The following is a 15,480-nucleotide window of genomic DNA, read 5'->3' on the forward strand; positions in this document are numbered from 1 at the left end:
TAATCCAGCAAGCGCGCCACAACTTCCTCGTTCTTCGCCTCTTCACGCAGCCGCGGCTCCTCGGCCAAAGCCTTCTCGATGCTCACAGGCTTCACCCCTTCCACGGGGATCATCTTGGAAAGGCGGTCCACCTGCCCGTAAGGCATCTGCAAAACCCGGCCAATGTCGCGCACAGCCGCCTTGCTCAACAGCGCTCCAAAGGTGATGATCTGCCCCACCTTATCGCGCCCGTATTTCTCCTGCACATAGCGGATCACCTCTTCGCGCCGGTCCATGCAAAAGTCGATGTCAAAATCCGGCATGCTGACCCGCTCAGGGTTCAAAAAGCGCTCAAACAGCAAGGAGTAGCGCAAAGGGTCAAGGTCGGTCACCGTCAGCGCATAGGCCACAAGGCTGCCCGCCCCCGAGCCACGTCCCGGGCCAACCGGAATCCCGTTGTCCTTGGCCCATTTGATAAAATCCGCAACGATCAGGAAGTAGCCGGGAAAGCCCATGCCCTCGATAATATCAAGCTCAAACTCAAGCCGCTTCTGATAGTCCTCCACAGACACCGCATGGGGAATCACCGCCAAGCGCGCCTGCAAGCCTTCATTGGCCTGCCGGCGCAGCTCCACCACCTCGTCATCGGCAAATTTCGGCAAAATCGGGTCGCGCTTATAGGCCTTGAAAGCACAGCGCTTGGCAATCTCGATGGTGTTCTCCAGCGCCTCGGGCAGATCGGCAAAGAGCACCGCCATCTCCTGCGGCGATTTGAGATAATGCTGCGCCGTCAGGCGGCGGCGCGGCTCCTGCTGGTCCACATAGGCCCCGTCTGCAATACAAATGAGCGCATCATGCGCCTCATACATGCTCGCCTTGGGAAAATAGACATCATTGGTCGCCACCAGCGGCAGGCCCATATCATAAGCCATTTCGACAAAGCCGCGCTCGCTCAGGCGCTCGGCTTCCGGCTGGCTGCCATCCTCGGAGGGGTGGCGCTGCAACTCCACATAAAGCCGGTCACCAAAAATATCCGCCAATGTCTCCATCAGTGCCCTGGCCGCTGGCCCCTGCCCCGCGCGCAACAGCCGCCCTACGGGTCCATCAGGCCCACCGGTGAGGCAGATCACATCGCCCGCATTTGCGCGCAACTCCTCAAGCGTCACCTGCGGCAGCTCCCCGCCCTTGTCGATATAAAGACAGGAGTTGAGCTTCATGAGATGCTCATACCCGGCCTCGCTCTGCGCCAGCAGCACCAGAGGCGCCGGCGGGCGCGGCCGCTCGCCCGGCTCAAGCCTGTGGTAGCCCAGATCGACCTGACAGCCGATGATCGGCTGTAGCCCCGCGCCCTTGGCGGCCTCGGAAAACTCCAGCGCACAGAACATATTGTTCGTATCTGTCACCGCCACGGCCGGCATAGCCATATCCGCACAAAGCCCCGGCAGCTTTTTCAGCCGCACGGCCCCCTCCAGAAGCGAGTATTCCGTATGCACCCGCAGGTGAATGAATCGTGGTGATGTGCTCATGCGCGCGACCCTACAACCCCCACCCGAAACAGGAAAGCGCCAAGCGCGCGCTTTTTGCCCGCGCGCTCAAAACGCCCCGGCGTCGTCTCTTCAGAAAAATCCGGTGTCTGGGCTGGCCGCCAATTAGACCCTGCCTGCGCTGGCCCCCGGCACACCGCCCCTGCGGTCTTCTTCTGGTCCAAAATACCTCAGGGGGAGTCTGAAAAGCCGCAGGCTTTCAAGACGGGGGACAGCGTCCCCCACCCCCCCCAGCGTGCGCCGCGTTAACGGTTTTTCGCCCAAAAAGTTAACAAACACCCGGTGCACGCATGGTGCACGGGCTGTGCACGCATGTCACCCCCCGGTTTTTGAGCCAAATTAACGAATTAACCTTTCGATTTTCGCCAAATCATAGAAAGTGTTTCCGCGGCGGTCTGTCATTCGAATCTTGCATGGCACAGGCTTTCCGCCTTTGATAACGGCAACAAATAAAGCGCATCCGATGGGGAAACCCGGAAAGGAACCTTGCGTGACAGGGACATTGTTAAAGATCGAAGGCTTGACCAAAGCCTACCCCGGCGTTGTGGCCAACGACCAAGTTTCCTTTGAGATCAACGAGGGCGAAACCCATGCTTTGCTTGGAGAAAATGGCGCTGGCAAGTCCACTTTGGTGAAGATGATCTACGGCCTCGTGAAGCCCGACAGCGGCACCATGCAGATGCACGGCACGCCCTTCACCCCCGCCGAGCCGCGCGCCGCCCGCGCTGCGGGTGTGGCCATGGTGTTCCAGCATTTCTCGCTGTTTGACGCCCTAAACGTGGCCGAAAACATCGCGCTGGGAATGGAAAATCCCCCCGCCATGCGCGATCTGGCCGAGAAAATTCGCACCGTTTCCGAGGCTTATGGCCTCCCCCTCGACCCTTTCCGCACCGTCGGAGACCTCTCCGCAGGTGAGCGTCAACGCGTTGAAATTATTCGCTGTTTGTTACAAGATCCCAAGCTTTTGATCATGGATGAGCCCACATCGGTCCTCACCCCTCAGGAGGTTGAAATCCTTTTTGAGACCCTGCGCAAACTCACCGCCGAGGGCGTGGCCATTCTCTACATTTCTCACAAGCTCGAAGAAATCCGCGCGCTTTGTGATGCCGCCACAATCCTGCGGCTGGGAAAAAATGTCGGAACCTGCGTCCCCGCCGAGACCAGCGCGCGCGACATGGCCGAGTTGATGGTTGGCTCAGAGCTGCAAACCCCCAAGAGCGCAGGTGCGGCGCTGGGCGAGGTGGTTCTTGATATTGCGGGGCTTTCCATGCCCTCGCCCAGTGCCTTCGGCACAGCTCTGCGCAACATTCACCTGCGCTTGCGCGCTGGCGAGGTTCTTGGAATCGGCGGTGTTGCGGGCAACGGACAGGACGAGCTTTTGCTCGCGCTCTCCGGCGAGCAGCGCTGCGCCGCCAGCGCCATAAAGTTCAAAGGCGCCCCGATCGGGCAGCTTTCTCCAAATGCCCGCCGCGCCCTCGGTCTGCTCACAGCCCCCGAAGAACGCCTCGGCCACGCCGCCGCGCCCAACATGAGCCTGACAGAAAACGCCCTTCTGACAGGCAATCTGCGCAAAAAACTGTCGCAGAACGGCTTCTTAAACTGGTCCAAAGCACGCAACTTTGCCTCTGAAATTATTGAAAAATTTGATGTCCGCACCCCCGGCCCCGACAATGCCGCCCGCTCCCTCTCGGGCGGCAATCTGCAAAAGTTCGTGATTGGCCGCGAGGTCCTGCAAGAGCCCGAGGTGCTCGTGGTAAACCAGCCCACATGGGGCGTTGATGCCTCTGCCGCCGCCGCGATCCGACAGGCCATTCTTGATCTGGCCGCCGGCGGCACAGCCGTCATCGTGATCAGCCAGGACCTTGATGAGCTCATGGAAGTCGCTGACAATTTCGCCGCCCTCAACGAGGGCCGCCTCACCGAGGTCCGCCCCACGCAGGGTCTGACCATTGAAGAGATCGGTCTCATGATGGGCGGCGCACATGGCATGGAGGTGGCCCATGTTTAAGCTTGAAAAACGTCCCCAACCGTCTCAGGCCTTCGCCTATCTCACCCCGATCCTTGCCATCGTCGCAACCATGATCGCCGGTGGCCTGCTCTTCATGATGTTGGGTAAAAATCCTTTTGAATCAATTCGCACCATCTTCTGGGATCCGCTCTTTGGTGAATTTGCATTCTATTACCGCCCCCAGCTTCTGGTCAAAGGCGGCCCGCTGATCCTCATCGCCATTGGCCTCAGCCTCGGCTTTCGCGCCGGAATCTGGAACATCGGCGCAGAGGGGCAGTATATCGTGGGTGCAATCTGCGGGGCCGGTGTGGGACTCGCCTTTTACCCCCTTGAGGCGTGGTTTATCTTCCCTCTCATGATCATCGCTGGCGCCTTTGGCGGCTGGGTCTGGGCCATGATACCGGCCTTGCTCAAGGTCAGGTTTCAGACCAACGAGATTCTCGTATCGCTCATGCTGGTCTATGTGGCCGAGCAGCTCCTCGCGTCCATGTCGCTGGGATTGTTGAAAAATCCTGATGGTCATGGCTTCCCCGGATCGCGCAATCTGAAAGACTACCCCAGCGCCTTCAACGACGAGGTGATCACAGGGTCGGGAATGCATTGGGGCGTTGTCGCCGCCTTTATCGCTGTGATCTTCGCCTACATCCTGCTCAACCGTCATATGCTCGGCTTCTCCATCCGCCTGACCGGAGAAGCCCCCCGCGCGGCAAGGTTTGCCTCCGTAAACCCGACACGGCTGATCCTGTTTTGTCTAGGTATGTCCGGCGCACTGGCTGGTCTTGCCGGGTTGTTTGAGGTGGCCGGCCCGGCGGGGCAAATCAGCATTGATTTCAACACAGGATATGGCTTCACCGCGATTATTGTCGCGTTTTTGGGGCGGTTGCACCCTGTGGGCATTCTCTTTGCGGGCTTGCTCATGGCGCTGACCTATATCGGAGGTGAAATTGCGCAGGCCAATCTTGGTCTCCCTGCCGCCGCAATTCAGTTGTTTCAGGGAATGCTTCTGTTCTTCCTGCTCGCGGTGGACCTGCTGACAAACTATCGTATCAAGCGTATCTCCAAGGAGGCCGTGTAATGGACCTTTCCGCCATTAACCCTGCGCTGTTGCTCGCCTCTCTCTTGGTGGCTGCAACCCCGATTTTGCTGGCCGGTATCGGCGAGCTGGTCGTCGAGCGCGCGGGCGTGCTCAACCTTGGCGTGGAGGGGATGATGATCACCGGTGCCATTTGCGGCTTCATGGCAACCATCGTCACAGGCACACCCTTGCTGGGCTTTATCTTTGCAGCCCTCGGCGGGGCTGGGCTGGCCTTTCTTTTTGCGCTGCTTACCCAATATACGCTGGCCAATCAGGTTGCCTCAGGGCTCGCCTTAACTCTTTTTGGGCTCGGGCTATCCTCGCTGCTGGGGCAAGACTATGTGGGCCTCAAGCCACCGTCCACGCCCCAACTCGACATCCCGGTGCTGTCCGATCTCCCTTTCCTGGGAACAGTGCTGTTTAGCCATGATTTGATGGTGTATTTCGGAATTGGCCTTGTTGCGGCCGTCTGGGCCGTGCTGAAATATACCCGTGCAGGCCTTGTCTTGCGGGCGGTGGGAGAGAACCATGAGGCCGCCCATGCGCTTGGCTACAAAGTGGTGCGCATCCGTGTTTTGGCCATTCTTTTTGGCGGTGCCTGTGCAGGGCTGGGTGGTGCCTACATCAGCCTTGTGCGCGTGCCTCAATGGACCGAGGGCATGACCGCTGGTGCCGGCTGGATCGCTCTTGCGCTTGTCGTTTTTGCCAGCTGGAAGCCCTGGCGGGTTTTGCTGGGTGCCTGGCTTTTTGGCGGAGTCACGGTTTTGCAGCTTAATTTTCAGGCAGCTGGCGTGGCCATCCCCGTCGAATATTTGTCTATGTCACCATATATCATAACAATTGTTGTGCTGGTCATCATGTCAGCCGACAAGTCGCGCGCACCCGCTTCTTTGGGTCGCATCTTCCACGCCTCAAGTTAATACAGTAAGTTACGCACAGAATCTGCATCAGGGAGACTTCAGATCATGAAATTCACCAAACTACTCGCCACAGCTGCCGTGGCGCTCGGGGTGGCAACTTCAGCTTTCGCTGACGACAAAACCAAAGTCGGCTTTGTTTATGTTGGCCCCGTCGGTGATGGCGGCTGGACATATGAGCACAACAAAGGCCGCCTCGCTGTTGAGGCAGAGTTCGGCGATAAGGTCGAAACCGTCTATGTTGAAAATGTGCCTGAAGGCGCCGACGCAGAGCGCGTGATGACACAGATGGCGCTGCAAGGGGCCGATCTTATTTTCACAACCTCTTTTGGCTACATGGATCCCACGATCAATGTCGCAAAGAAATTTCCGAATGTGAAATTTGAGCACGCCACTGGCTATAAAACAGCCGAGAACGTCTCGGTTTATTCGGCCCGTTTCTATGAAGGTCGCGCCATTCAAGGCCACATCGCCGGCAATATGACCGAAAGCAATATCATCGGTTACATCGGCTCCTTCCCCATCCCCGAAGTGATCCGCGGCATCAACTCGGCATTTATCCACGCCCGTAAGGTGAACCCTGACGTGCAGTTCAAGATCGTCTGGGCCTACACCTGGTTTGATCCTGCCAAAGAGGCCGACGCCGCCAAGGTTCTCATCGAGCAAGGCGCGGACGTTATCCTGCAACACACCGACTCGACCGCCCCACTTGCTGCTGCGGCTGCCGCAGGCAATGTAATCGGTTTTGGTCAGGCTTCTGACATGGCCGAATTCAAAGACGGTCCCCGCGTATCTTCTATCATTGATGACTGGGCCCCTTACTACATCGCGCGCACCAAAGCGGTGATGGATGGCACATGGGCCACCAAAAGCACATGGGACGGCATCGGCGCAGGCATGGTCGGCATTGGTGACATCACAGACAAAGTGCCCGCAAGTGTCAAAGCCGAAGCTCTGGCCCTGAAAGACGCGCTGGCGTCAGGTGAATACCACGCCTTCACTGGCCCGATCAACAAGCAGGACGGTTCACCCTGGCTCGCCGAAGGCGAAACTGCCGATGATGGCACACTGGCTGGCATGAACTTCTATGTGGAAGGCCTTGAAGGCGACATTCCACAATAAGCCTGACTGTTCAACAGTCCGAAAGCCCCGCCGAAAGCGGGGCTTTTTTTGTGTCCGAAGCTGTGCCAGACATGGGAGGACATCAAAGGAAAACCCATGCACGACATCATCGTGATCGGAGGCGGTATTGCGGGCATATCTGTTGCCGCACGGCTCGCCCCGCAAGCCAAAGTGCTGCTCTTAGAGGCCGAAGAGAGCCTCGCCTACCATGCCTCGGGCCGTTCGGCTGCGCTCTATGAGTCAAATTACGGGCTGGCCTCGACCGTGGCGCTCAGCAAGGCCAGCGCCAACTACTTTCACAAGGCAAACGGAGGCTATCTCACGCCACGCGGCCTGATGGTATTGGGCCAACCAGATGAATATCAGGCGTTTTTATCCGATACCAAAACCCTCGGGTTGGAACAGATCAGCATCACAGAGGCGCAGGCGTTAGTTCCCATTCTCAATCCGGACACCGTTTCTCATGCCTCCTATCACACGTCGGCTTGGGATATTGATACGGATCGAATGGTGCAGGATTTTGCCCGCAATATACGCGCCGAAGGGGGCCGTATTGTGCTCAGATCTCCGGTTATCGCGCTGGAACGCAGCTCGAAAGGCTGGATTGTGAGCACCCCAAATGCCCACTTTGAAGCCGCACTGGTGGTAAATGCCGCCGGAGCCTGGGTTGATAACTTGGCCAAGCTGGCAGGCCTCAGCCCGCTTGGCTTCACACCCTTGCGCCGCTCCATGGCACGCATTCCCGCGCCGGGCGGTCATGATGTGGCCACTTGGCCAATGTTTTTTGGGGTGGGAGAGCAGTGGTATGCCAAGCCGGATGCTGGCGCGCTCATTGTCTCCCCTGCCGAAGAAGACGCGATGCCCCCCATGGATGCCTGGGCCGATGACATGGTGCTCGCAGAAGGCCTTGCCCGATATGAAGCCATGGTAACGGAACCCGTTTCACGCCTTGAGGCCAATTGGGCGGGGCTTCGCACCTTCTCACCAGACCGACATCTGACAATCGGATTTCACGGTGAAGATCCAAGCTTCTTTTGGTTTGCAGGCCAAGGTGGCTACGGCTTTCAGACAGCTCCAGCCGCCAGTCAACTGGCGGCAGACTTGATATTGGGTCGCGCCAGCGACATTGACGCCGCCACCCGCGCGGCCCTCAACCCAAGGAGGTTTCTCCCATGAGCGCCCCCCGCGATCTTTCTGCAATTTCAGGCTTCGCCGAAGACGATGGCCAAGGCCGCTTGTTTGCCCCCTCCGCAGCACGCAATATAGAACCGATTGCCGATCTTTTGGAATATCATGCTCCCGCTCAAGGCCGCGCCCTTGAAATTGCAAGTGGCACGGGCCAACACATCGCCGTGCTCGCGGGGCGCTTGCCCCAGCTGGTCTGGCAACCCACGGAAATAAGCGCAGCCCGCATGGCCAGCGTTGATGCTTGGGCAAAGCAGTCTGGAGAGTTGAACATTCTCCCTGCAATCGCATTGAACGCCACAAAAGCGGGCTGGGGCCGCAGCCATCAAGGACAGAACCTGATCACACTGTCCAACCTCTTGCACCTGATCAGCGAAACCGAAGCGCGCACAGTGATCCGCGAAGCCGGGCAAGCCCTCGCTCCGGAGGGAATCTTTCATATATATGGCCCCTTCCTGCGTGACGGCCACGCAACCTCGGAAGGGGACGCCGACTTTGACGCAACCCTGCGCGCCGAAGACCCCGAGGTTGGCTATAAAGACGACTGGGACGTGATAGATTGGATCCACACCTCGGGCATGGACTTGGTCCAAGTCATCGAAATGCCTGCAAACAATATTTCCTTCGTCGCAACGCGCCCTTTCTGATCTAGGTCAAGGCTGGCCTCCTCGGTCCATGGTTTGCCTCGCAAAACGGCAACAAAGGACAGCTCAATGACCTGGCAAACCAAATTGGACAACACGCGCAACCAATTGCGCGGCCTTAACAAGATGATCCCGGAAACAACCCGCGCTTTCGGCCTTCTTGGCAAAACGGTCAAAGAAGGCGGCACATTGGACTTCAAGACAAAGGAATTTGTCGCCTTGGGCATCGCCGTGGCCAAACAATGCGAAGCCTGTATCGCGCTGCATGTTGAAGCCTTGATCAAGACAGGCGCCAGCCGCGCGGAAATCTCAGATGTATTGGCCATGACCCTCCAGATGGGCGGTGGTCCGGCCATGATGTATGCTGCCAAAGCGCTGGAATGCTATGATGAGTTATCCACTCAAGGCTCCTGAGCCAACGCTACGCCGTCACGACCCCAGTGTTCCCTAAAGCCACTTCAAAGTGGGCTAAAAAAATCCCCCCCTTTCTTGTTGCCAAAAATATCCTGGGGGTCTGGGGGCAACGCCCCCAGCGGGTCGGATGCGAAGCATCCGAAACCCCCAATCACCCATCCTTGCGGATGGTTTCATTTTTAGGATCATAGGGGCTATCACAGCTCACAACCGCGTCCCAGAGCTTGTCCTGCATCTTGACCTTGAGTTTCGTGCCTTCCACCGCCAGCTCAGGCTTCACATACCCCATCCCGATCGACGTTTCGAAAGCCACGGAATAGCCCCCTGACGTCAGACGGCCCACGCGCGTGCCATCTTCAGTGTAAAGCACCTCGCGGCCCCAAGGGTCCGCATCGGCGGGGCCGTCGATGAGCAGCGTGCAGCACTTGGAACGAACGCCCTTTGCCACCATTGCCTCCTTGCCGTGGAAGTCCTTCTCAAGGTCAATAAAGCGCGGCAAATCGGCTTCCGCAGGTGTCGCATCGCGGCCCAGCTCGTTGCCAAAGGCACGGTAGCTCTTCTCCTGGCGCAGCCAGTTTTGCGCGCGCGCGCCCACGAGCTTCATGCCATGTGGCTCGCCGGCCGTCTCAAGCAGATCGAACAGGTAGTTCTGCATCTCGATCGGGTGGTGCAACTCCCAGCCAAGCTCGCCCGTATAGGCCACGCGGATCGCATTCACAGGGCACATGCCCAGCTCGATCTGCCGGGCTGAAAGCCACGGAAAGCGCTTGTTTGTGAGCGCTGTCTCTGGGTCGGCATCCTTGATCACAGCCTTCAGAACATCGCGCGACTTGGGGCCAGCAATGGCAAACACACCCCATTGCGTCGTCACATCCTGAATTTCGATATAGCCGAATTCGTCCATTTTGTCCTCAGCGGCCTTGCGCAGGAAGTCGGCGTCATATTCCGTCCACGCGCCTGCGGAGACGAGGTAGTAGTTGTTCTCGCCATTGCGCACGATGGTGTATTCCGTGCGAGTCGTGCCGTGGGCTGTGAGCGCATAGGTCAGGTTGATGCGGCCCACTTTCGGCAGCTTGTTGCAAGTGAACCAGTCCAGAAACTGGGTCGCGCCGGGGCCTTTGACCACATGTTTGGTAAAGGCCGTGGCATCAATCAAGCCAACGCCCTCACGGATCGCCTTGGCCTCATCCACTGCATGTTGCCACCACCCGCCACGGCGGAAGCTGCGCGCGTCATGGTCAAAATTATCCGGCGCATCCAGCGGGCCGTAGTAATTGGGCCGCTCCCAGCCGTTCACAAAGCCGAACTGCGCGCCGCGCGCCTTTTGGCGGTCATAAGCGGGCGCCGTGCGCAAAGGCCGGCAGGCGGGGCGCTCTTCGTCAGGGTGGTGCAGGATATAGACGTGGTCGTAGCACTCTTCGTTCTTGCGCGCAGCAAATTCGGTTGTCATCCAATTGCTCGAGTAGCGCTTGGGGTCAAGGCTCGCCATGTCGATCTCGGCTTCGCCATCCACCATCATCTGTGCAAGATAATAGCCCGTGCCACCCGCGGCTGTGATCCCGAAGCTGAAACCCTCGGCCAACCACATGTTGCGCAAGCCGGGGGCCGGGCCGACCAGAGGGTTGCCATCGGGCGTGTAGCAGATCGGGCCGTTGAAATCGTCTTTCAACCCGCTTTCCTCACAGGAAGGAATACGGTGGATCATGGCCATATACTGCTCTTCGATCCGCTCCAGATCGAGCGGGAAGAGATCGGCGCGGAAACTGTCGGGCACACCGTGCTCAAACACCGCTGGCGCGTTCTTTTCATACACGCCCAAGATCCAGCCACCGCGTTCTTCGCGCACATAAGACTGCGCATCCGCATCGCGGATCACAGGGTGCTCCACACCGCCTTCGGCGCGGAATTTCACAAGCTCCGGGTCCTGATCCATCACGATAAACTGGTGCTCCACAGGGATCGCCGGCATCTTGATGCCCAGCATCTTCGCCGTGCGTTGCGCGTGGTTGCCTGACGCTGTGACAACATGCTCGGCGGTCACCACGATCTGCTCGTCAGAGGGGACAAGGTTGCCGCCCTTTTCGACCATCTTGGAAAGCGTCACTTCCCAATGTGTGCCGTTCCAGTGAAAACCATCGGCCTGCCACTTGCGCTCGATCATCACGCCGCGCTGGCGCGCGCCCTTGGCCATGGCCTGCGTCACATCGGCGGGGTTAATGTAACCGTCGGTGTTGTGATAGATCGCGCCTTTCAGATCATCGGTGCGGATGAGCGGCCAGCGCTCCTTGATCTGGTCGGGCGTGAGCCACTCATAAGACACTCCGCAGGTCTCGGCTGTCGAGGCATAGAGCATATACTCGTCCATGCGCTCCTGTGTCTGCGCCATGCGCAGGTTTCCGACAACAGCAAAGCCCGCATTGAGCCCGGTTTCAGCCTCAAGAGTCTTGTAAAAATCAACCGAATATTGGTGAATATGCGTGGTCGCGTAAGACATGTTGAAAAGCGGTAAAAGCCCTGCGGCGTGCCATGTCGAACCGGAAGTCAACTCATCACGCTCAATAAGCATGACATCGTCCCAGCCCGCTTTCGCAAGATGATAGGCAATGGACGTGCCAACAGCACCGCCCCCGACAACTAGAGCTTTAACTTGGGTTTTCATGAGCCGACTCCTTGGCTTGGCGTTGCACATGATATGACGCAAACCAACCCAGCAGCACGGCAGACTCCCGACCGCTTAGGGCAAAAAACGACTCTCCCGAAGCCTGGACCAAATTACACTCAGATTTCAGCACTGCTCCAGCCTCGCGACCCGCCCTTACTCCCCCAGAGCAATCCCCTCGCGGCGCGGGTCTGCGCCGCCAAGCAGGCCACTGTCCGTCACGGCAATCATATGCAATCCAGAGTTTAGCCCCCTGATGGCCACCTCATATCCCATTTGCTCAAGAGGTGCCGCCAATGTCTCGGCGGATGTCCCGGCTTCAATATCATAAGCCCCGAAACGATTGACAAGATGGGGCAAACTCACAGCGGCTTGCGGGTCAAGCCCCCAATCCAAATGGGCCACAAGAGTCTTGGCCACATAAGGAATAATGCGCGACCCGCCCGGGCTGCCAAGAATAACCTTGGGGTGACCGTCTTTCAGCACGATGGTGGGCGCCATCGACGAGCGCGGACGTTTGCCCGGCTCGACACGGTTGGCAATAGGCGTGCCGTTGCGATGGGAGCGAAACGAAAAATCCGTCAGTTCATTGTTGAGCAAAAACCCACCCACCATAAGGCGCGAACCAAAGGCGTTTTCAATGGTCGTGGTCATAGACAGGGCGTTGCCGTAGCTATCGACAATTGAAATGTGAGAGGTTGACGGCAAGTCAATCGCCTCATCATCCGCCAAGTCCAAACTGTGATCAAATTCGGGCTGTCCGGCAGAGACCTCGGTGAGCGCGCGCGGACCAGCGAGCAATTTGGAACGCTGGCGCAGATAATCAGAAGCAATCAGCCCTTGCGTCGGCACCGGCACATAATCGCTGTCAGCGATATAGCGGCCACGGTCCGCAAAGCTCAGTCGCGTGGCGTCTCCCAACAGCCGCCACACATCGGCTTCAGTTGGCGCGCCTAGATTGTAAGCCTCAAGCATCCCCATGATTTGCCCCACACTCAGGCCGCCCGACGAAGGTGGCCCCATGCCGCAAATCTCATACCCGCGATAGCCAACACAAACTGGCGGGCGCTCCCGGATCTGATAGAGCCCCATGTCAATGTCGCTCAGAACGCCCGGATTGTGCTCCGCATTGCGCACCTTCTCAACAATCGCTTTGGCAATATCGCCTGTGTAGAAGGCGGCAACGCCCTTTCCCGCAAGCGCCCGCAAGCTTTGGGCATAGGCCGGATTGACAAGCTTCTGACCTTGGGAAACCGGCTGTCCTTCGGGCAGAAAATAAGCACGGCTCTCAGCGTCTCTTGAGAGAAAATCGGCGTCCGCCCTGACCATCTCTGCCAACCTTGGCGAGACGATAAACCCGTCCTCTGCAAGGCCGACAGCAGAAGAAAACAACCCCGCCCAAGGGGTTTTCCCCCAACGCCTATGCGCCTCTTGCATCAATGCTGGCGTGCCCGGAACCCCAACAGAGCGTCCACCAACGACGGCATCAAAGAACTTGAGCGGTGCACCGGATGCATCTTGAAACAGGGTTGGATTGGCCTTTAAGGGCGCTGTTTCTCGGCCATCAAGGCTGCTCAAAACTCCTGTCTCTGCATCATACCACAGCAGAAAGGCACCGCCGCCCAAACCCGAGCTTTGTGGCTCCACCAGCCCGAGAACTGCTTGCGCAGAGACCATGGCATCAGCGGCCGTGCCCCCCGCCGCCAAAACAGCCGCGCCCGCTTGCGCGGCATAGGGGTTGGCCACAGAAATCATCCAGCTTTGCGCCTCTACAGGAAGACCCTCAGCTTTCAGGGTTTGGGCCGCGGCGACAGCCAGGCTGGCGGCATATCCGCCCAAGGCCGTGCTGCCTTCAGGCGCCACCTCATCGGCGCTCTGTTGGGCATTGCCAAAAGTCACAATCAGACAGAACAGAACGGCCAGAGCATGTTTACACTTCAAATTCATACGCGCCTCCATCTGGTCAGGTCTCTGGCGCCCTGCAGGGCACCCGATTTCTAAAGCATCGAAGGAACCACCTGATCAGGCGGTCGGTGCCCATCGTCAAAAGTCTTGATGTTTATGATAACTTTCTCGCCCATTTCCAGCCGCCCTTCCAGAGTGGCGCTGGCCATATGCGGCAGCAAGACGGCGTTGCTCAAGCCACGCAAATCGGCGTTTGCCTCACCTTCGTGCTCAAACACGTCAAGCCCGGCCCCGGCAATTTGCCCTGCTTTCAGCATCCGTGTTAGGGCCGGTTCGTCAATCACCTCTCCACGAGATGTGTTGATAATCACAGCACCAGCCTTCATCAGCTTTAGTCTGCGTGCGTTCATCAAGTGAAATGTCGAAGGGGTGTGCGGGCAATTTACCGAAATCACATCCATCCTTGCAACCATCTGATCGAGACTTTCCCAGTAGGTTGCCTCAAACGCAGCCTCTGTCTCATCGCGCAAGCGGCGGCGGTTGTGATAATGGATTTGCATCCCAAAGGCCTTTGCGCGACGGGCAACCGCCTGCCCTACGCGCCCCATACCGAGGATTCCAAGCCGCTTTCCGCTCACCCGCGTCCCCAGCAAGGCCGTGGGGGAAAAGCCGGCAAACCCTCCCTCTTTGATGTTTTGCAGGCCCTCAGGGATGCGCCGGGTCACAGCCATCATCAACGCCATGGTCATATCGGCAGTGTCATCAGCCGAAACCCCCGGTGTATTGGTCACCAGAATGCCTCGCTGCAAGGCCGTGGCCACATCAATATGGTCAAATCCTGCGCCAAAATTGGCGATCAGTTTCAAGCGCTCACCCGCACGCGCCAGCAAACTCGCATCCAGATTGTCGGTGAGAGATGGCACCAACACATCTGCCTGCGACATCGCCTCCACCAGTTCGTCGCGGCTCATGGGCGCATCTGTGTCCCGCAGCCGCACGTCAAAAAGCTCTTTCATCCGCGTTTCAACAGGCTCCGGCAGGCGTCGCGTGACAACAACACTCAGGCGTCCAGTTGGCATGTTTAGGCTCCAATCGCTTTTCTTTTTGGCGTGTTACTGGCAAGTTGACCCATAGAAAGCCGAGGCACAAGAACCCAACGGCAAAAAAGCAGCAAGGCCACAACGAACACGCCATGAAAAAACTGTTAACCGCCCTCTCCTTGGCGCTTGGCCTGCTTGCAGGCACAGCACCCGCCGAGCAAACCCGTGGCAGCGAAACCAACCTGCCCTTGCCAAGATTTGTCACAACAAAGTCAGATGAATGCAATGTGCGGCGTGGCCCCTCTCTGAGCCATAAGATTGATTGGGTCTTCCGTCGAAAAGGAATGCCTGTCGAAGTGACCGCAGAATACGGACATTGGCGGCGCGTGCGCGACCGCGAGGGGGCCGGGGGATGGGTCCATTACTCGCTGCTCTCGGGCGCGCGCAATGTGATTGTCGATCAAGACATGCAAGCTTTGCACATCAGGCCCGATACGAACAGCCAGATCACGGCCCAACTTGAGCTTGGCGTGATTGCACGCCTCCAAAAATGCTCCCAAGACTGGTGCCGCCTCTCGGCAGGTGGGTATAAAGGCTGGGCACCCAAATCTGCGCTTTGGGGCGTCTCTGCTGACGAAATTATCGAGTAACCCTCCCGCACAGCAGATATCTTGACAGATTATGACAAAAAAATTCACAATCCATCTTGAAAGCACAGGCAAGGCGGCGTAACTAGCGCCTCAGAGTTGGGATGTGGCCTAGCGGTAGGGCAACTGTTTTTGGTACAGTAGATCGTAGGTTCGAATCCTACCATCCCAGCCAAACACCTCTAAATAAGACAGGTTTCAGCAAGAACTGCATGTTTGTGCATTCTATTTCTGTATCGTGAGGGCGCTATGACCCCCAACGCACAGCACATATGCTCCTGTAGAAGCTCCCATGAAGGCCGATTTGTTTGCGCCGGGTCGTGGGAGAGGCCGCCGGCCAA

12 protein-coding genes and 1 tRNA gene are annotated in these 15,480 nt (G+C 58.1%); 9 read left to right on the top strand and 4 right to left on the bottom strand.

Features of this window, described 5'->3' with window-relative positions:
• Positions 1-1,505 (bottom strand): DNA polymerase III subunit alpha (dnaE, locus tag Q0478_RS04435; RefSeq protein ID WP_298676604.1); only part of this gene is annotated, 1,505 nt, incomplete at its 3' end.
• Between the two features lie 508 nt (positions 1,506-2,013).
• Here dnaE and Q0478_RS04440 point away from each other — a divergent pair.
• The 7 genes from Q0478_RS04440 (at position 2,014) to Q0478_RS04470 (ending at position 8,888) form a co-directional block, all read left to right on the top strand.
• A complete protein-coding gene (locus Q0478_RS04440) occupies positions 2,014-3,531 on the top strand; it encodes an ABC transporter ATP-binding protein (RefSeq protein ID WP_298676606.1) in 1,518 nt (505 codons plus the stop codon).
• Positions 3,524-4,606, top strand: a complete 1,083-nt coding sequence (locus Q0478_RS04445; protein WP_298676607.1) for an ABC transporter permease — start codon at positions 3,524-3,526, stop codon at positions 4,604-4,606. Before Q0478_RS04440 ends, Q0478_RS04445 begins: the two co-directional genes overlap by 8 nt.
• On the top strand, positions 4,606-5,526 hold the full coding sequence (locus Q0478_RS04450) for an ABC transporter permease (RefSeq protein ID WP_298676608.1): 921 nt from the start codon (positions 4,606-4,608) through the stop codon (positions 5,524-5,526). Before Q0478_RS04445 ends, Q0478_RS04450 begins: the two co-directional genes overlap by 1 nt.
• 45 nt (positions 5,527-5,571) lie before the next feature.
• Positions 5,572-6,645, top strand: a complete 1,074-nt coding sequence (locus Q0478_RS04455) for a BMP family ABC transporter substrate-binding protein (protein ID WP_298676610.1) — start codon at positions 5,572-5,574, stop codon at positions 6,643-6,645.
• 96 nt (positions 6,646-6,741) lie between these two features.
• Positions 6,742-7,821: an FAD-binding oxidoreductase gene (locus tag Q0478_RS04460; protein WP_298676612.1), complete on the top strand. Its 1,080-nt coding sequence runs from the start codon at positions 6,742-6,744 to the stop codon at positions 7,819-7,821.
• Positions 7,818-8,477, top strand: a complete 660-nt coding sequence (locus Q0478_RS04465; protein ID WP_298676613.1) for a DUF938 domain-containing protein — start codon at positions 7,818-7,820, stop codon at positions 8,475-8,477. The genes Q0478_RS04460 and Q0478_RS04465 overlap by 4 nt, the downstream gene beginning before the upstream one ends.
• 66 nt (positions 8,478-8,543) lie before the next feature.
• Positions 8,544-8,888 carry a carboxymuconolactone decarboxylase family protein gene (locus Q0478_RS04470; protein ID WP_298676615.1) on the top strand — a complete coding sequence of 115 codons (345 nt, stop codon included), beginning with the start codon at positions 8,544-8,546 and terminating at the stop codon, positions 8,886-8,888.
• A 151-nt stretch (positions 8,889-9,039) separates the two neighbouring features.
• Here Q0478_RS04470 and Q0478_RS04475 read toward each other — a convergent pair whose 3' ends face one another.
• From Q0478_RS04475 to Q0478_RS04485, 3 genes are all read right to left on the bottom strand, one after another.
• Positions 9,040-11,547, bottom strand: coding sequence for an FAD-dependent oxidoreductase (locus Q0478_RS04475; protein ID WP_298676617.1), 2,508 nt, complete (start codon positions 11,545-11,547; stop codon positions 9,040-9,042).
• A 156-nt stretch (positions 11,548-11,703) separates the two neighbouring features.
• A complete protein-coding gene (ggt, locus tag Q0478_RS04480) occupies positions 11,704-13,494 on the bottom strand; it encodes a gamma-glutamyltransferase (protein WP_298676619.1) in 1,791 nt (596 codons plus the stop codon).
• A gap of 50 nt (positions 13,495-13,544) precedes the next feature.
• Positions 13,545-14,531 (bottom strand): D-glycerate dehydrogenase, encoded by a 987-nt coding sequence (locus Q0478_RS04485; RefSeq protein ID WP_298676621.1) that lies wholly within the window; start codon positions 14,529-14,531, stop codon positions 13,545-13,547.
• Positions 14,532-14,644: 113 nt separating this feature from the next.
• Between Q0478_RS04485 and Q0478_RS04490 the strand changes: the two genes are divergently transcribed.
• Positions 14,645-15,142, top strand: coding sequence for an SH3 domain-containing protein (locus Q0478_RS04490; RefSeq protein WP_298676623.1), 498 nt, complete (start codon positions 14,645-14,647; stop codon positions 15,140-15,142).
• 97 nt (positions 15,143-15,239) lie between these two features.
• Positions 15,240-15,314 (top strand) — tRNA-Gln (locus tag Q0478_RS04495).
• Positions 15,315-15,480 lie beyond the last annotated feature (166 nt).

It is taken from the genome of uncultured Lentibacter sp. (assembly GCF_937123735.1).
Taxonomy (GTDB): domain Bacteria; phylum Pseudomonadota; class Alphaproteobacteria; order Rhodobacterales; family Rhodobacteraceae; genus Lentibacter.

Coding starts and splice junctions, on each gene's coding strand:
- Q0478_RS04445 (WP_298676607.1), top strand. CDS start 3,524: ATGTTTAAGCTTGAAAAACGTCCCCAACCGTCTCAGGCCTTCGCCTAT.
- Q0478_RS04450 (WP_298676608.1), top strand. CDS start 4,606: ATGGACCTTTCCGCCATTAACCCTGCGCTGTTGCTCGCCTCTCTCTTG.
- Q0478_RS04455 (WP_298676610.1), top strand. CDS start 5,572: ATGAAATTCACCAAACTACTCGCCACAGCTGCCGTGGCGCTCGGGGTG.
- Q0478_RS04460 (WP_298676612.1), top strand. CDS start 6,742: ATGCACGACATCATCGTGATCGGAGGCGGTATTGCGGGCATATCTGTT.
- Q0478_RS04465 (WP_298676613.1), top strand. CDS start 7,818: ATGAGCGCCCCCCGCGATCTTTCTGCAATTTCAGGCTTCGCCGAAGAC.
- Q0478_RS04470 (WP_298676615.1), top strand. CDS start 8,544: ATGACCTGGCAAACCAAATTGGACAACACGCGCAACCAATTGCGCGGC.
- Q0478_RS04475 (WP_298676617.1), bottom strand. CDS start 11,547: ATGAAAACCCAAGTTAAAGCTCTAGTTGTCGGGGGCGGTGCTGTTGGC.
- ggt (WP_298676619.1), bottom strand. CDS start 13,494: ATGAATTTGAAGTGTAAACATGCTCTGGCCGTTCTGTTCTGTCTGATT.
- Q0478_RS04485 (WP_298676621.1), bottom strand. CDS start 14,531: ATGCCAACTGGACGCCTGAGTGTTGTTGTCACGCGACGCCTGCCGGAG.
- Q0478_RS04490 (WP_298676623.1), top strand. CDS start 14,645: ATGAAAAAACTGTTAACCGCCCTCTCCTTGGCGCTTGGCCTGCTTGCA.